This window comes from Aidingimonas halophila (assembly GCF_900106955.1).
Classification (GTDB): domain Bacteria; phylum Pseudomonadota; class Gammaproteobacteria; order Pseudomonadales; family Halomonadaceae; genus Aidingimonas; species Aidingimonas halophila.
This window is the reverse complement of sequence record NZ_FNNI01000001.1, coordinates 535,597-550,641: the sequence shown is the minus strand read 5'-3', so window position 1 is coordinate 550,641 and position 15,045 is coordinate 535,597. Positions and strand designations below refer to the sequence as shown.

Here is a 15,045-nt window from a genome sequence, read left to right as displayed (position 1 = left end):
GAATTCTTTTTTGATTGATCGTTCAAATAAAATACGTGTATCGCTGCTGAAATTCAACTTCCGGTATCCACAGGCCTTTGTGTCGGGTGTGTCGTTCGCCGGTGAGGCCGGTATGACGGCGCTTTGAAAGTTAAATTTCCGTTTATTGGTCTAAGGGCTTACTTGCATTCCCCTTTGATGGAGCTATACCTGATGTAACCGACCGCTAAGAGAGTGTGTCGTGATGTGTCCGATCACATGACGATGGGCTTGAAAGCCAGGCCGGGGACGCTCATTCAATGACAACAACACGCTGGGAGAGTCAGATGAATAACGAGAATACGCCAGCTCCAACCCCTACCGATCGATCATTGACCACAGAGGGTACGAATGAGGCAGAAACCCGCGGGTCAGGAATAAAGACATCGCGTCGACGTTTCCTGACGGGCTCGGCGGCAGCAGCGGGTGCGGCTGCCATCGGATTCCCCAGTATCTCGGTGGCTCAGACAACGACGTTGCGGTTTCAGAGCACCTGGCCGGATCAAGATATCTTTCATGAGTTCGCCGCTGATTATGTGCGCATCGTCAATGAGATGTCCGGCGGACGTCTGGAGCTTAACCTCTTGCCGGCAGGGTCGGTGGTTGGTGCCCTTGAATTGCAGGATGCCGTGATTTCCGGGGCATTGGATGGGGGGCATGGCGTTTGCGCATACTGGTATGGCAAGCACAAGGCCTACTCCCTGTTCGGGACACCACCCCCCTTCGGTTGGGACGCGCATCAATTCCTGGCCTGGTTCTGGAGTGGGGAAGGGCGCGACCTCTACAACGAACTGCTGGAAATGCTTGAACTGCCTTTGGTGGGCTACCTGACGGGCCCGATGCCGACCCAGGCCCTCGGTTGGTTCAAGGAGCCCATCAGTAGTGTCGATGATCTGGAAGGACAGAAATACCGGACTGTCGGACTGGCGGCGGACCTGATGGATGAAGTCGGCGCGGCCGTCACGATCATGGGGGGCGGTGATATCGTACCGGCCATGGATCGTGGCTTGCTGGACGGTGCCGAGTTCAATAATCCGTCTTCCGACCGTCTGCTGGGATTCCCCGATGTCAGTAAGACCTGGATGCTGCGCAGTTATCATCAGGACTGCGAAGCCTTTGAGGTCATGTTCAATCGGGAAAAATTCAATAGTCTCGATCCGGAGTTTCAGGCGATTCTGGAATATGCTGCCAAGGCAGCATCGTCAGAGATGTATTGGAAGGCCATGGATCGCTATCCCAAGGATCTCCAGGCTATGCGTGAGGAACAGGGTGTCGAAACCTACATCACACCCGATTCCGTACTCGAGGCGCAACTCGAGGCTTGGGACAAGGTCATCGAGGAGCAGTCCGAGGACGCCTTCTTCAAGAAAGTCATCGACAGCCAGCGAGCTTACTGTGAGCGGGTTGTCGGATGGCATCTGGAAGGCAATGCGCCCAAGAATCCGGCCTATGAACATTTCTTCGGCAAGGCGCCGACCGATACCTCGAAAATGCCCTGAGGTCATCGATACAGCGTATTGATGACCGTGGGCAGGAGAGCCCGATGGGGTCGGTGCGCGCACTCACCTGCCAGAGCCAGGGATGGCGGCTGGTACGTTAACGAGTGCCAGTGCCATAGAGACGTTGGTACTGGGAAGATTCACTGGTGCCGGAGACCTGCATGCACAAGGGTATCGAGGTCATCGACCGAATCAGCCACTGGTCTGGCAAGACGTTTGCCTGGTGCATTCTGCTGCTGACCGCTGTCGTCGGTATGGAAGTGTTCATGCGTTATGTCATGAGGGCGCCGACGTCGTGGGCCTACGACACGAGCTATATGCTATATGGGACGTTATTCATGATGTGTGGTGCTTATGCGCTCTCGAACAACGCGCATGTCCGTGCCGATGTCCTTTCACGTTACTTTCCTCCGCGGCTACATGCGGGACTGGATCTGGTGCTCTTCTTGCTGTTTTTCTACCCAGGCGTGATCGCCCTGGTATGGAATGGCTTCGACTATTTCGCGACCTCGTTTCGACAGGACGAACACAGTTCCTTCACGCCTGGCGGTCCCCCCTTATATCCCTTCAAGTTCGTCATTCCTTTTGCGGCCGTTCTGCTCATGCTGCAGGGAGTCGCCGAGATCGGGCGCTGTATCATCTGTCTGCGTGAGGGAAATTGGCCCGCGCGGCCCGGTGATGTCGAGGAGCTGTCCGACGTCCAGTTCAAGGAATCCTCTCAGGATGAGGAGATCCAGCCATGAGCGATCCGCAAATCGGCATCCTGATGCTGGGGATGCTCGTTATTCTCATCATGCTGGGATTCCCCATCGCCTTTACCTTGATCGCCATGGGCGTAGGGTTCGGTTACTTTGCCATCGGGGATATTATTTTCTCCCTATTGGTACAGCGTACCTATGGGGTCATGTCCAATGATGTACTGATCGCCGTACCGTTGTTCCTGTTCATGGGCTATCTGGTGGAGCGGGCCAATATCCTGGACCGTCTGTTTTACAGCCTGCAATTGGCCGCACGCGGCATGCCGGCTTCGTTGGCAGTCGCCAGTCTGATTACCTGTGCACTGTTCGCCACAGCGACCGGGATCGTAGGGGCGGTCGTCACCTTGATGGGGCTGTTGGCATTGCCGGCAATGCTCAAGGCCGGCTATGACAAGCGTATGTCCAGTGGGGTGATTTGCGCCGGGGGCTGTCTAGGTATTCTGATTCCACCGAGCATCATGCTCATACTATATGGGGCCATGGCCGGGGTATCCGTCGTGCGGCTCTATGCAGCGGCACTGCTACCTGGATTGCTGTTGGCCAGTCTGTATATCGTCTATGTCATGGGCCGTGCCATGGTCAATCCCCGAGTGGCTCCCAAACTGTCGGCCGAAGAGCTCGACGTACCGTGGCGCCAGGTGTACTGGCAACTGTTGACTTCCTTCGTGCCACTGTTCGTGTTGATCATGGCGGTGTTGGGAGCGATTCTGTTCGGGCTGGCCACACCGCATGAAGCGGCCGGTATCGGGGCGTTGGGAGCTATTGTTCTTGCGGCGGCCTATCGGCAGTTGAATTGGCCGCGTCTCAAGGAAGCGGTTTTCCTGACAGCACGGACCAGCGCCATGGTCTGCTGGCTGTTCGTGGGATCGTGGATATTTTCCTCGGTATTCTCGCTGCTCGACGGTCACTCGCTGATAGAACACTGGATCGATGGCATGTCGCTGACGCCGCTTCAATTCCTCATTCTGGCACAGATATTGATATTCCTGTTGGGATGGCCGCTGGAGTGGACCGAGATCATTATCATATTCGTGCCGATCTTCCTGCCGCTGCTGCAGCTTTTCGGGATCGATCCGCTGTTCTTCGGCGTGTTGGTCGCCTTGAACATTCAGACATCGTTCTTGACGCCACCGATGGCCATGTCGGCCTTTTATCTCAAGGGTATCGCTCCCAAAGGAATCCAGTTGGGGGATATCTTCCTGGGCATCGCTCCCTTCCTGCTCATGGTGTTCGTCGCCATGATCATACTCTACCTGGTGCCCGGCATTGCCCTTTGGTTACCGGGGGTGCTCTACGATTGAGTCGTGATGTGTCGGTACACGCCGAAATAATGCAGGCCCTGGTCGGCCAGATGCAGGGCCTGCATACGGCTCATGACCCCTTGGTCACAATAGAGTAGATAGTAACGATCGGAAGCGAGTTCGCGGGCTTTGTCTTGCAGTTCATAGAAAGGGATATCGAGTCGTTCGACATCGGAGACGTTGAGCGGGGCATCGTCACGCTCGCTGGGATGTCGTATATCGATGATGCAGTACTGTCTCTTGCCTGCCAGGCCCTCCGGCGTATCGACCACTTCGATCTCATTCAATTGGGTGGATGAGTGCACGGGCAGTTCGTCGACTCTTGTGATAAGGGTGTTTTCCACGGCCTGCTCGAGCACCGAGAAATCAAACGCCGTCTCGGCATCCTCGATTTGTTGACGCTTGGCGCGTGTATTGGGGCGTTTGGAGATCACGCCACAATATTCGGGCATGGTTTCGGCAAAGCGGGCCGTATCGATCCGTCTGGCCTCGTCGATGATGTCCTGCTTGTCGGAAACCACTAGTGGGCGTAGTACCGGGCGTTCGGCGACGGCATCGATCAAGCCCAGATTGGTCAGGCTCTGACTGGATACCTGGGCAATGGCATCGCCCGTGACCAACACGGGAATCCGCCCCTTGGCCGCCACCCGATTGGCTGCTCTCAGCATCATGCGTTTCAGCACTACGCCCATCAGGCCATCGGGAATTTTAGCCATCAATTCGTTGACGACACTTTCGAAGGGGACCGAGATGAAGTTGACGCGATGAGACGTACTGTAACGTTGCCACAGATGCCGTATCTGGTCACGGACGCCGGCTTCATGGGCCGGTCCGCCAAGGTTGAAGAACAGAAAATGTGTCTTGAGGCCGCGGCGTATCATCCGGTAGGCCGCCACAGGAGAGTCGTAGCCACCGGAGACCAAGGCCAGCGCGGCACCCTGGGTGCCGAGCGGATAACCGCCGAGACCAACGGTCCGGCGGGTCACCAGGCTCATGCGCTCGCCCTTGATTTCGAGAGCCACCTCGACATCCGGATGGGTAAGGTCGACACTCGCCGTCGGTTCCGCCTGTAGCAGCACACTGCCGAGATAGCGCTCCAGCGCCTCGGAACGGAAGTCATGGTTGCCGCGGCGTTTGACGCGAACCTTGAAACGACGGTGGGCTATCTCATTCTGCCATAAGGGCACCAGGCGTTCGGCAGTGTCCTCGAAAGAACGATAGACTGCATTTTCCACGACCAGAATCTGTTGAATACCGGCAATGCGGGTCAACGCCGTCTCTAGCTCGTCGAGTGCCTTCCGTGAGAGCGTTTCACTCGGACGGACTTCCAATGCATCCCAGTGATTGATGACGCGTACGGCATCATCCAATTGACGCAGCGTGTTAGTGATGTTGGCACGCAAGCATCTGACCAGCTCCTTACGAACCGGGCGCGTCTTGATCGTGATTTCAGGAAATAGTTTGAGCAGAAACGGCATGGATCGATATCGCTACTATGAAAGGTCGGGTACTCTATCAAAGTCCAGCAGTGTCTGCATGAGGTGGCAAAAAGGTCCTGGATGCCCGCCGGTGGCGGGCATCGGGGCGAGTTCAGGCATCCGTTGCCTGGTCGCCATGGTGCGGCTTGCCATGAGGCTTGCCGCCATGGTGTCCAGGTTTCATTACCATTTTCAGCACATCGATCTGGTCCTCATTGAGCACTTCGGCCAGTGCGTCACGGTGTTCATCGCGAATCTCCAACCAGGCATCTCGTTTCTCCTCGCGGCTGTCGAACTCCTGATCACGGAGTTCGCTGATCCGGTCGCGCATGTAGGTGTGGGCGTCGGCCAGGGCTTGCTTCTCCTGGTCGTCAAGGTTCCAACTGGCATAGAGAGTGTCCAGTCGCTCCTGTATGGCTTCATGACGAGCCTGGGAACGCTCATGACGTCGATCCCGCTTCTGCGCTGTCATCTCCTCGATGCGCTCTTCGCCGAGAATGTCGGCCATCGCCTGATGGTGCTCTTCACGTAGTGCCTTTTGCTGTTCACGATAATCGTCATGCACCTCGCGCAGGGCTTCCAACTCGTCATCGTTCAACTCCCACTTCTCGGCCATGGCTTCGAAATGCATGGGGTGCATTGGAGGTTTGCCGTGGCCTGGCATGGAGTGGTCGTCGCCCGGGGCGGCCATTGCCATGAATGATAGCGGCGAGAGGGCCAGCGCGAAGAGGGAGGAAAGCAAGAACTTGCGGGATGGAGTGGCAATCATGTCGAGACTCCTGTCTTGATGGGTTGATGAGCGCGTTCATGCGCTTCATGAACAGTGTCCAACCCGGTTGTGCAACGACCATGCAGCAAGCGTGCAACATTCGAGTATGCTCGTGCACATTGCTTCGAGGATATGCAGATGCCTCATTCCTCAGGCTGATACTTGTAACCCACGCCGTAGACTGAACGAATGATTTCCCGCTCGGGCCAGATGTCTGCAATCTTTCGACGCAGTTTCTTGATATGACTGTCGACGGTACGTTCCGACACGATGCGGTGGTCACGGTACATATGATCCATTAACTGGTCGCGCGAAAAGATACGGCCCGGTGCGTTCATCAGTACCTTGAGGAGTTGGAATTCCACTGCCGTCAGGCCCAGATCGCGACCATCGGCAAGGGCACACCATCCTTCATGATCAAGTGTCAGTGGCGGTTTTGAACTCTCCGTCTCGGGGGCCTGGGCAACCCTGCTGCGCCGCAGAACGGCCTTGATGCGTGCCACGACTTCGCGCGGACTGAAAGGCTTGCAGATGTAATCATCGGCTCCCAGCTCCAGGCCCAGCAGGCGGTCCACCTCTTCGACCTTGGCCGTCAGCATGATGATGGGGAGGCGTGGCCAATGTTCGCGAATCATCCGGCATAACGTGAGGCCGTCCGTACCGGGAAGCATCAAATCAAGCAGCAGCAGGTCGCATTCATGGGTCTGGAGCCACTCCATGACCCGATCGCCATGATCGAGCTGGTGTGATCGGAAGCCACTGTTGTCCAGGTAATCGGCAACCAGGCTGGCGATCTTCGGCTCATCCTCGACGATCAGGATGGTGTCGCGGTCGTTCATGCTTGTGGCTCCTGGATCAAGGGAAACTCAAGTATCCAGCATAACCCGCCCAGTGACGAGTGTGCGGCGCTCATCGTACCGCCGTGGGACTTGACCAGTGCTGTGGCAATGGAGAGTCCCAGGCCACTACCGCCGCTTTGACGGCTACGGGATCCTTCGACCCGGTAAAGACGTTCCGTCAGACGAACAAGAGCCTCGTCGGGCACGCCGGGTGTACTGTCTTCCCAGGCGAGTCTGGCCCGCTGCCCCTCCGTCGTCAGGCTGATGGAAAGGTGTCCTGGGGCCTGTGTATAGGTGCAGGTATTGTCGATCAGGTTATCCCACAGTTGGCGGAGACGTTGCTGGTCTCCGCGTATCATGACCGACGGCTCGATGCGTGTTTCAAGAGCGATGCCGTGGTCGTCCAGCCAGCCATGAGCTTCGTCGAGTCGCAGGCTCAACGCCTCGGCGAGGTCGATGGGCGCCAGGGAGACTTCCAGGGCGCCAGCATCACTCTGAGACAGAAGCCGCAAGTCGCCGACCAATCGTTCGAGTTGATCGACCTCTTGTGCCAGAGAGCGGAGGTTGCTCTCGTCCAGCGGTCTGATGCCGTCCTGCATGCTTTCGATTTCACCTCGCAATACCGCCAGAGGGGTGCGCAGTTCATGGGCAATATCGGATACCCAGCGTTGGCGAGCTTCACGGGTGGCTTCCAGGGTCTCGGCCAGCACATTGAAATCGCGGGACAGTCGCGATAGTTCGTCGTGGCCTCTTTCCGGTAGCCGGATGCTGTAATCTCCATCCGTGAGACGTTGCGTCGCCATCGCCATGCCCCGGGTACGACGCCCCAGCCACCAGGAGAGGCCGCCAGCCAGTAATAACGATGCCAGTGCCAACGAGGCGATGATAATGCCCAGGTTACGCTGCTGGCGCGATAGAAAAATACGATCCATCCGTGCCATCAGTTGCTGAGGCGGACGATAGCCCAATGATCCGATCTGCTCGCCGTTACTGATGATCGGTAACCAGTTGAGTATCAACGGAGCGTCATCTTCCTTGCGTGGCGGTGGACCGATCACCGGTCGCCCCTCGGCATCGTGGAGCATGAAATCGCGTGCATCGCCGAGTTGCCTTTCAATGCCTTCAGGGGGAGGACCTTCGCCGGGCCAGAGTTGATGTCGTACCAATCGGAACCAGGCGCGGCGATTGTCGCGTAGCCATTGCCAGTCACCACGACGTTCCCACTCCTCGGCCAGCCCTTCGGCCAGTGTTTCGGCGCGATTGGATTGGGTGGTTTCGAGATAGTCGATGAAGCCCTGGTCAAGACTGCGGGATACGGCAAGGAACACCAGTGCAGAGATCGCCACGTTAACGATGAGTATCACTGCAAACAGCTTGATCCCCAATCTGGAGACTTTCAGCCGGGTGTGTTCGTGGTGTCGTCCGAGACGTGGCGAGCGGGGCATTGAGACCTCCGGAGAACAAAGCAGATACGAGTCTACCTGATCGATATGCAGCCATTGGTCATTCAATGTGCAAGGAAAATGCATGCCTCCAGGTGCTGTTAAAGCGCCAACAGAAACAGAATCAGCGGTGGAGAGAGCAACGAGAGAATAAAACCGCTGACGACGGCTACTGGAACACAGGCGACGCCGCCATGTTGCTGGATGACCGGTAAGGTGAAATCCATGGACGTCGCCCCGCCGTAGCCAATTGCCAAGGGGGTCATGCGGTGAATCAGCAATGGGATGAGAATAAAGGCGAGCAGCTCTCTTGCCAGGTCATTGAAGAAGGCCACGCCCCCCATCAATGCCCCGAGTTGGTCACCGATCAGAATGCCTGACAGCGAATACCATCCGAACCCGGCGGCCATGGCCAGTCCCTCGTTCCATGACAGGGCAAGCAGCGGTGCCGCGATCAGGCCTGCCACCAGCGAACTGGCGGCAAGCGTGACGGCAATCATCAATCCATACCGGTTGAGCAGTATCTGCTTGAGTGACATGCCGGAATTCCTGAGCTGACAACCGATCAGGGCCAGCAGGACGTAGAGTACCCATTCCGCGATGATCTCGGCGATATCAGGACCGAAAGGCATCTTGAACGTCGTGAGCAGAACCCCCAGTCCGATCCCGAGTATCACGACGCCAACCAGGCTCAATGACCCCCACATGGCCGTCAGCTTGCTGGTTGGTGCGTCCTTGACAATGGGCGAGTCCTCGACACGCCATGCCAACCGGCGAGACAGCCACCATAGTGCTAACAGGTTGCTGCATGTCGTCAGTACAAAGAGAGTCAGGGCCTTCCCGCCCATGCGCGAGAGTTGGGGCAAGAGGTCATCCATTCCTGCCAGACTGATCCCCATCAGCATCAGGATCAAATAGATCGAAGCATTGACGGAATGGTTGATGCTCATCATGACGCCGTGATGACGGATAGGCACCATGTAACCTAGGATCAGTGGCAATAGCACGAGCAACAGGCCACCTAGCATGACGACTCCCTTCGTGTGGCATTGATGGTGATTCCGGCCTATGAGGCGAGCCCTGCACTGTAGCGGCTAAATCTTTTGGCTCATAATGAATTTCGCTGATGGGATATCACCTCGGCCGATTGGATGTGCCATTGCGCGTTTGCCTGGCTCGGCTACGCTATGGTTAAACATCGCCGTATAACGGCATTGGAGACACAAGGAGTGCATCATGGCCAAGTTACTACTGATCGCTGGAGACTTTGTCGAGGATTACGAAATCATGGTGCCTTTCCAGGCACTTCAGGCCATGGGGCATGATGTGCATGCCATCTGCCCCGAGAAGCGCGAGGGCGACAGCGTCAAGACTGCCATTCATGATTTTGAGGGTGATCAGACGTATACCGAGAAGCCGGGGCACAGGTTCACCCTCAATGCCACGTTCACCGAGGTGGAGCCGGGCGACTACGACGGACTGGTACTTCCCGGCGGTCGAGCGCCGGAGTATCTCAGGCTCAATGAGCGTGTGCTGGAAATGGTGCGCTACTTCATTGACAGTGACAAACCTGTGGCGGCCATCTGTCATGCCGCTCAGTTATTGGCAGCGGCAGTGTCGCTGGAAGGTCATCGGGTGTCGGCGTATCCTGCCTGCGCGCCGGAAGTCCGGTTGGCAGGGGGAGATTATGCCGAGATCGCCGTCGATCAGGCCGTCACTTCCGGCAAGTTGGTGACTGCCCCGGCATGGCCGGCGCACCCCGAGTGGATCAAGCAGTTCAACGCCTTGCTCGACTGACGCAACGTTCATAGTCGTTTGTACATGACATGTGCGTCGACGAGCCCGAGTTCGGGATGATGAAAGGCATCGGGCAGGGTGCCGACGATGGAAAAGCCCAGTTTCTGCCATAACCGCACGGCCCCTTCATTACTGGCAACGACGAGGTTGTACTGCATGGCATGGAAGCCGAGTCGCCTGGCTTCATCCTGGGAGTGCAGGCACATGCGGGTCGCGATACCCATGCCTTGTGCCTGCGGTGCAACGATGTAGCCGCAATTACAGACATGTGAACCGCCACCGGCCTGGTTGGGTTTGATGTAGTAGGTGCCCAAGGCGTCACCATTCTCGTTTTCCGCAATGAACGTGGCAGTCGGCGCGTCGAGCCAGAGCTGTCGAGCCGACGATTCCTGGATATCGGGAGAAATTGCGTAAGTCTCTCCGGCACGAAAGACCGGTTCGATGATTTGCCACAGTGCCGGCCAATCGGGCGCCGTGGCTTGGCGGAGAGAAATCGTCTCGGCATCGTTCATGCGCATTCGTCCTGCTGCAACTGTTGTAGTGCCTGGCTGAGCGTCACCGGGTAGTCATCGCTACTGCGACCGTCGTCTTCTGACGTGAGTTCCCGCATCGTTGCGGGGAGCAAGGAGATCGATCGGCAGGCCTGATCGCGGGCCTGATCCAGTGTGGCGATATGGGCTGAATCCACCTCGCCATTGACGATCGTGTGAGCCAGTAACGGTGTGCCTTCCTTGATATACTCTTCCCGCCGGGCGATGACATCGCCGGTGAATTCGCCGTTGGCATCACACTGTCGATAGACCTGCTTGCGTCCGGCCAGGTTCACTTTACCCGGTGAGTGTTTGACGCGCGGCTTGCCGGCATACTCGACGAGTTTATAGGAGAGATCCAGCACCGGCGCATCGGTTGACGCTCCCATCTCGGTTCCGACACCGAAGATATCGATGGGGGCTCCTTGCCGGACGAGTGTTTGGATCTGGTATTCATCCAACCCACTGCTGGCGACGATTCGGATTTGCTGATAGCCGGCGTCATCCAGCAATTGGCGTGACCGACGAGCGAGATCGCCGAGGTCGCCGGAGTCGAGTCGAATGGCGCCGATCTCAAGGTCGGGATGTGCATCTTTCAGCGCAATGACCTTGCGCACGCCATCGAGCGTATCGTGCGTATCCACCAGCAACGTCGTGCCGGGATAGAGTTCGGCGAAGCGCTGGAAGGCCTCCCGCTCATCATCATGGGCCAGTACATAGCTATGCGCCATTGTCCCTCGCAATGGAAGGTCGTAGCGCAAGCCCCCCAGCACATTACTGGTCCCGGCTATCCCCGCCGTCCGATAGGCACGGACACCACGTACCGCAGCATCCACGCCGTGCATGCGACGCATGCCGAAATCGACGACCGGCCGCCCTTCCGCTGCCATTACCAGACGAACGGCCTTGGACGCCAGCACCGTTTCGAGTTGAACTTGATTCATTATCAGGCTTTCCAGCAACTGGGCTTCAGCGACCGGGGCTTCGACTTCCATCAACGGCTCATTGGGAAAGACCGGTGTGCCTTCCGGTAGGGTCCAGATATCGCCACGGAAGCGATAATGCGACAGCCACTGCAGGAAGCCATCGCGGAACAGCCCCGTATCGGCCAGCCGCTCGATTGCTGAATCCGAGAAATGCAAACGGGTCGCCAGCTCGGCAGCATACTGCTGACCGCAGGCCAGCATGAACCGCCGGTTGGGTGGCAGATGGCGGAAGTATAAGCTGAAGACCGAACGCTCACGCATGCCCTGGTGCCAGTAGGCCTGCAGCATCGTGAGCTCGTAGAGGTCGGTCAGTAGTGCCAGATCGTCATCGGCGACGGAGATAGGCGTCAATGGCGTCATTCCACGACCTCGCAGCCTGCGGACGAGAGTTCGGCATGGCAATGCCGGCGTTGTTCGGGGTCGACCGGTTCGCTCAAACGGGCCAATAGCCGGGTGGTGAAGCCCGCAGCGACGGCGTCCTTGGCGGTCGCCCGGACGCAGACGTCCAGGGCGAGACCACAGACTACGATACGTTTGGCTCCACGTTGGTGGAGATAGGTAGCAAGCCCCGTATCATCGAAGGCCGAATAGGCATCCCGGTCGAAGGCGGTTCCCTTGCTGACACGGATCGTGTCGGGAGATAGCGCCAGGTCGGGATGATAAGCCGCACCATGCGTATCCTGAACACAATGGACCGGCCAGGGACCGCCCTGGTCACTGAAACTGACATGGCCGATCGGGTGCCAGTCCCGGGAAGCCACAATCAGCGCGTCAGCCCGGCGGGCAGCCTCGATTTCCGCGTTGATCCCGGGAACCAGGGCATGCCCACCGGCGACGGCCAGGGCACCACCTTCACAGAAGTCGTTCTGCATGTCGACGACCAACAGCACGTCGCCGGTACCATAGGTTTCTATCGGCTGAGACATGACGCACCTCCTGTAGAGCTATCGTAAGTGCTCTCTTACCAGTGTATGGCATGAGGTATGTCGATATGTAGAGGGAATGACTATCGACACGCTCACCCGTCAATAGCCTGCTTCGGGATCCACGGTAGTGACCGGTTCACCGGCTTCCCAGGCGCGAATGGCGTCGACGGCCTGGTCAAGTGCGGCCTCCATGGGCGTCGGGCCGGCCATGTGGGGGGTGATCCGAATACGTGGGTGCGTCCACAGTTCACTCTCGGCAGGCAAAGGTTCTTCCGGGAAGGCATCGAGCAATGCGCCTCGCAGTTGGCCTTCCTGAGCCTCCGGCCCCAGTGCCTCCAGCAGTGCGGATTCATCGATCAATGCACCACGACCGGGATTGATCAATGTGGCACCTTCAGGGAGTGCAGCCAGAGTCTCGGTATTGATGATACCGCGAGTCGATGGAGTGTCGGGCAGCAGCAGAACCAGGGTTCGCACCTGACGAAGGAGTGCCCAGAGCCCCTCGCTGCCATGGTGGCAGGTCAGGCCGTCGATGTCCTTGGCGGAGCGGCTCCAACCGTGAACGGGAAAGCCGTCGGCGGCGAGCGAAAGGGCGACGTGCTGTCCAATGGCTCCCAATCCCAGCACGCCGATGGGCCATTCCGACTTGTCGACTACCGGGACTTCACGCCAGGTACATGTGGTTTCCTGACGCAGATACCGGTCGAAGTCGCGCTGAAAGTGAAAGACGCCATAGCGAGTGTAGTCGGCGATCAGCTCTCCCATGCCGGCATCGCGCAATTTGACGATCGGGACGTTCCGCGGCAATCCGGGGTTGTTCAGCAAGGCATCCACACCGGCGCCCAGGTTGACGATACCCTTCAGGCATGTCTGCTCCTGAAGCAATTCGGCGCTCGGCTTCCATACGGCAAGGTAGTCGGCTCCCTGACGCTCGGCAGCCTGCGACTCGCTGGTCACGATCTCGGCTTCGGGCAGTCGCCGGGCGAGCGCATCGCGCCATTGGTCAATGTCGTCGATGTGTATCAGAATTTTCATGTTGCTGATTTCCTCGTCGTCTCGTGGGATGCACGTACGTCGCTCAGTAAACGATTTGCATCATTGGAGGTGGGGCTTCGTCAAGCAGGCTGGCCAAACGTTCGAGCCCGGTTTCCAATCGGTGAATGTCCTGCTCGCCGCCGAGACTCAGTCGGATACGGCGAGGGGCAGGGGACTGTTCGACCATGAAGGGAACCGCCGTGGTGATGGCCAGCCCTTCCTGTTCGGCGTGTTGCTGTAGTTCCTCGGCCCGCCAGGCCGGCGGTAGAGATAACCAGACATGCAGACTGCTGGGGCGGGCAGCGAGGGGATGATGGCCGAGGATGCGGATTGCCAGCGATTGGCGTTCTGCCAGCAGTTCCCGTTGTTGTGAAGCCAGTTCCTCGACCGTCCCGTCAGCCAGCCAGAGATGCGCCAATTCGAACATCAAGGGGGTCGCCATCCAGCCTGTGGCACGCAGCCGTGGCAGCGTATGATGCAATTGTCCACGTGGTACGGTCAGGTAACCGGCGCGCAGACCCGGGAGGGTCGATTTTGTCAGGCTGGTGACATGGAAACCCTGGCGCGGGATGCGTGCCGTCAACGGCGTCAGTCCCGGCGGTTCCAGCAACGCATGAACATCATCCTCGATCAGCCAGGTGCCATGACGGGCCAGCACCTCGGCGATGGCGTCCCGACGTTCCTCGCTCATCGTTGCTCCCGTCGGGTTGAGTTGTGTCGGGGTGAGGCACACGGCACGGGGCCGGAAACGTTGGCAGGCCCTGTCCAGTGCATCGGGAAGCATTCCCTCGTCATCGATGGCGATGCCGCGTAACTGAAAGCCCAAGGTACGGGACAATGCGATCAAACCGTGATCGGTGAGCGCTTCGGTCAGGACGATATCTCCGTGCTGAACCACGGTGGCAATCGCCAGCATCAAACCGTGAGCAGTGCCGTTGCAGAGAACCCGGTCATCAGCATCGCCAGGCACCTTGAGGCGTGTCTCGAGCCATTCGCTGGCGCGTTCGCGCTGATGTAGCAGCCCGGCAATGGGGCGACAGGCGGCAATGACTTCCGGGCTGGCCTGCTCGGCCAGTTGTGCCAGGGCTTCTCGGAATCGCATATGGTGCAGTGGCGGGCATACTGGATGGGCAATCGACATGTCGATGGTCGGGCTTTCCCAGCGAGGTTCCTGTCCACGCAAGTATTCCGACTCACGACTGTCATCGAGCGTATTGATCCAGGTGCCGCTGCCCACGCGTGCCTGTACCAACCCCATTTTCTCGGCCTGCGCATAAGCCCGTGAAATGGTCTGTACACTGACTTCCAGGCTGTCTGCAAGCTGCCGGTGCGTAGGAAGCCGCGTACCCGGCAACAAATCGCCTTGCCGTATCGCCTCGGAAAGCGCTCGGGCAACTGCGAGGTATTTCGGCCCGGTATCGGAAAGATAGGGCGTCAGATCAATTGTCATGATTCAATAAAGCCTTTGACGGCGGGCTTGGCGTCAATGCTAGTATCAGCGTAACGACATTGACTGGCAATTGTCATGATTACATTTATAGTAAATCATGACATTCATAACGCCACGTTTTCAAACCTTCACCCGACAGGGTGCGCAGCAAGTCGGCTCGGCTCACTCCCTGACCGGTGTGGGCCGGTTTTGAATGATCATCGTGACAGCGAGTGGC

14 protein-coding genes are annotated in these 15,045 nt (G+C 58.1%); 4 read left to right on the top strand and 10 right to left on the bottom strand.

The window, feature by feature from the left end:
* Positions 1 to 305: 305 nt before the first annotated feature.
* The 3 genes from BLW01_RS02665 to BLW01_RS02655 all read left to right on the top strand — a co-directional run bounded on the left by BLW01_RS02665 (position 306) and on the right by BLW01_RS02655 (position 3,576).
* The gene (locus BLW01_RS02665) at positions 306 to 1,517 is read left to right on the top strand and encodes a TRAP transporter substrate-binding protein (protein WP_092567936.1); all 1,212 of its coding nucleotides are present in this window, start codon (positions 306 to 308) and stop codon (positions 1,515 to 1,517) included.
* 161 nt (positions 1,518 to 1,678) lie between these two features.
* Positions 1,679 to 2,260: a TRAP transporter small permease subunit gene (locus tag BLW01_RS02660; RefSeq protein WP_092567935.1), complete on the top strand. Its 582-nt coding sequence runs from the start codon at positions 1,679 to 1,681 to the stop codon at positions 2,258 to 2,260.
* Positions 2,257 to 3,576: a TRAP transporter large permease gene (locus tag BLW01_RS02655; protein WP_092567934.1), complete on the top strand. Its 1,320-nt coding sequence runs from the start codon at positions 2,257 to 2,259 to the stop codon at positions 3,574 to 3,576. Before BLW01_RS02660 ends, BLW01_RS02655 begins: the two co-directional genes overlap by 4 nt.
* Here the strand turns inward: BLW01_RS02655 and thiI are convergent.
* The 5 genes from thiI to BLW01_RS02630 all read right to left on the bottom strand — a co-directional run bounded on the left by thiI (position 3,567) and on the right by BLW01_RS02630 (position 9,132).
* Complete coding sequence (thiI, locus tag BLW01_RS02650) at positions 3,567 to 5,054, bottom strand: tRNA uracil 4-sulfurtransferase ThiI (RefSeq protein ID WP_092567933.1); 1,488 nt, start codon at positions 5,052 to 5,054, stop codon at positions 3,567 to 3,569. The genes BLW01_RS02655 and thiI overlap by 10 nt on opposite strands.
* Before the next feature lie 112 nt (positions 5,055 to 5,166).
* A complete protein-coding gene (locus BLW01_RS02645; RefSeq protein WP_092567932.1) occupies positions 5,167 to 5,823 on the bottom strand; it encodes a hypothetical protein in 657 nt (218 codons plus the stop codon).
* Between the two features lie 143 nt (positions 5,824 to 5,966).
* Positions 5,967 to 6,662, bottom strand: a complete 696-nt coding sequence (locus BLW01_RS02640) for a response regulator (protein ID WP_092567931.1) — start codon at positions 6,660 to 6,662, stop codon at positions 5,967 to 5,969.
* Positions 6,659 to 8,107 carry an ATP-binding protein gene (locus BLW01_RS02635; protein ID WP_092567930.1) on the bottom strand — a complete coding sequence of 483 codons (1,449 nt, stop codon included), beginning with the start codon at positions 8,105 to 8,107 and terminating at the stop codon, positions 6,659 to 6,661. The genes BLW01_RS02640 and BLW01_RS02635 overlap by 4 nt, the downstream gene beginning before the upstream one ends.
* A 98-nt stretch (positions 8,108 to 8,205) precedes the next feature.
* Positions 8,206 to 9,132, bottom strand: coding sequence for a LysO family transporter (locus BLW01_RS02630; protein ID WP_092567929.1), 927 nt, complete (start codon positions 9,130 to 9,132; stop codon positions 8,206 to 8,208).
* 208 nt (positions 9,133 to 9,340) lie between these two features.
* On the opposite strand from BLW01_RS02630, the gene BLW01_RS02625 reads away from it, so the two are divergent.
* Positions 9,341 to 9,901, top strand: coding sequence for a DJ-1/PfpI family protein (locus BLW01_RS02625; RefSeq protein WP_092567928.1), 561 nt, complete (start codon positions 9,341 to 9,343; stop codon positions 9,899 to 9,901).
* A gap of 8 nt (positions 9,902 to 9,909) precedes the next feature.
* Here the strand turns inward: BLW01_RS02625 and BLW01_RS02620 are convergent, their stop codons facing one another.
* From BLW01_RS02620 to ehuR, 5 genes are all read right to left on the bottom strand, one after another.
* On the bottom strand, positions 9,910 to 10,413 hold the full coding sequence (locus BLW01_RS02620; protein ID WP_092567927.1) for a GNAT family N-acetyltransferase: 504 nt from the start codon (positions 10,411 to 10,413) through the stop codon (positions 9,910 to 9,912).
* Positions 10,410 to 11,777, bottom strand: coding sequence for a nicotinate phosphoribosyltransferase (locus tag BLW01_RS02615; protein WP_092567926.1), 1,368 nt, complete (start codon positions 11,775 to 11,777; stop codon positions 10,410 to 10,412). The genes BLW01_RS02620 and BLW01_RS02615 overlap by 4 nt, the downstream gene beginning before the upstream one ends.
* Positions 11,774 to 12,343, bottom strand: coding sequence for a nicotinamidase (locus BLW01_RS02610; RefSeq protein ID WP_092567925.1), 570 nt, complete (start codon positions 12,341 to 12,343; stop codon positions 11,774 to 11,776). The genes BLW01_RS02615 and BLW01_RS02610 overlap by 4 nt, the downstream gene beginning before the upstream one ends.
* Positions 12,344 to 12,442: 99 nt before the next feature.
* On the bottom strand, positions 12,443 to 13,378 hold the full coding sequence (locus BLW01_RS02605) for a 2-hydroxyacid dehydrogenase (protein ID WP_092567924.1): 936 nt from the start codon (positions 13,376 to 13,378) through the stop codon (positions 12,443 to 12,445).
* A 43-nt stretch (positions 13,379 to 13,421) separates the two neighbouring features.
* The gene (gene ehuR / locus BLW01_RS02600) at positions 13,422 to 14,828 is read right to left on the bottom strand and encodes a MocR-like ectoine utilization transcription factor EhuR (RefSeq protein ID WP_092567923.1); all 1,407 of its coding nucleotides are present in this window, start codon (positions 14,826 to 14,828) and stop codon (positions 13,422 to 13,424) included.
* Positions 14,829 to 15,045 lie beyond the last annotated feature (217 nt).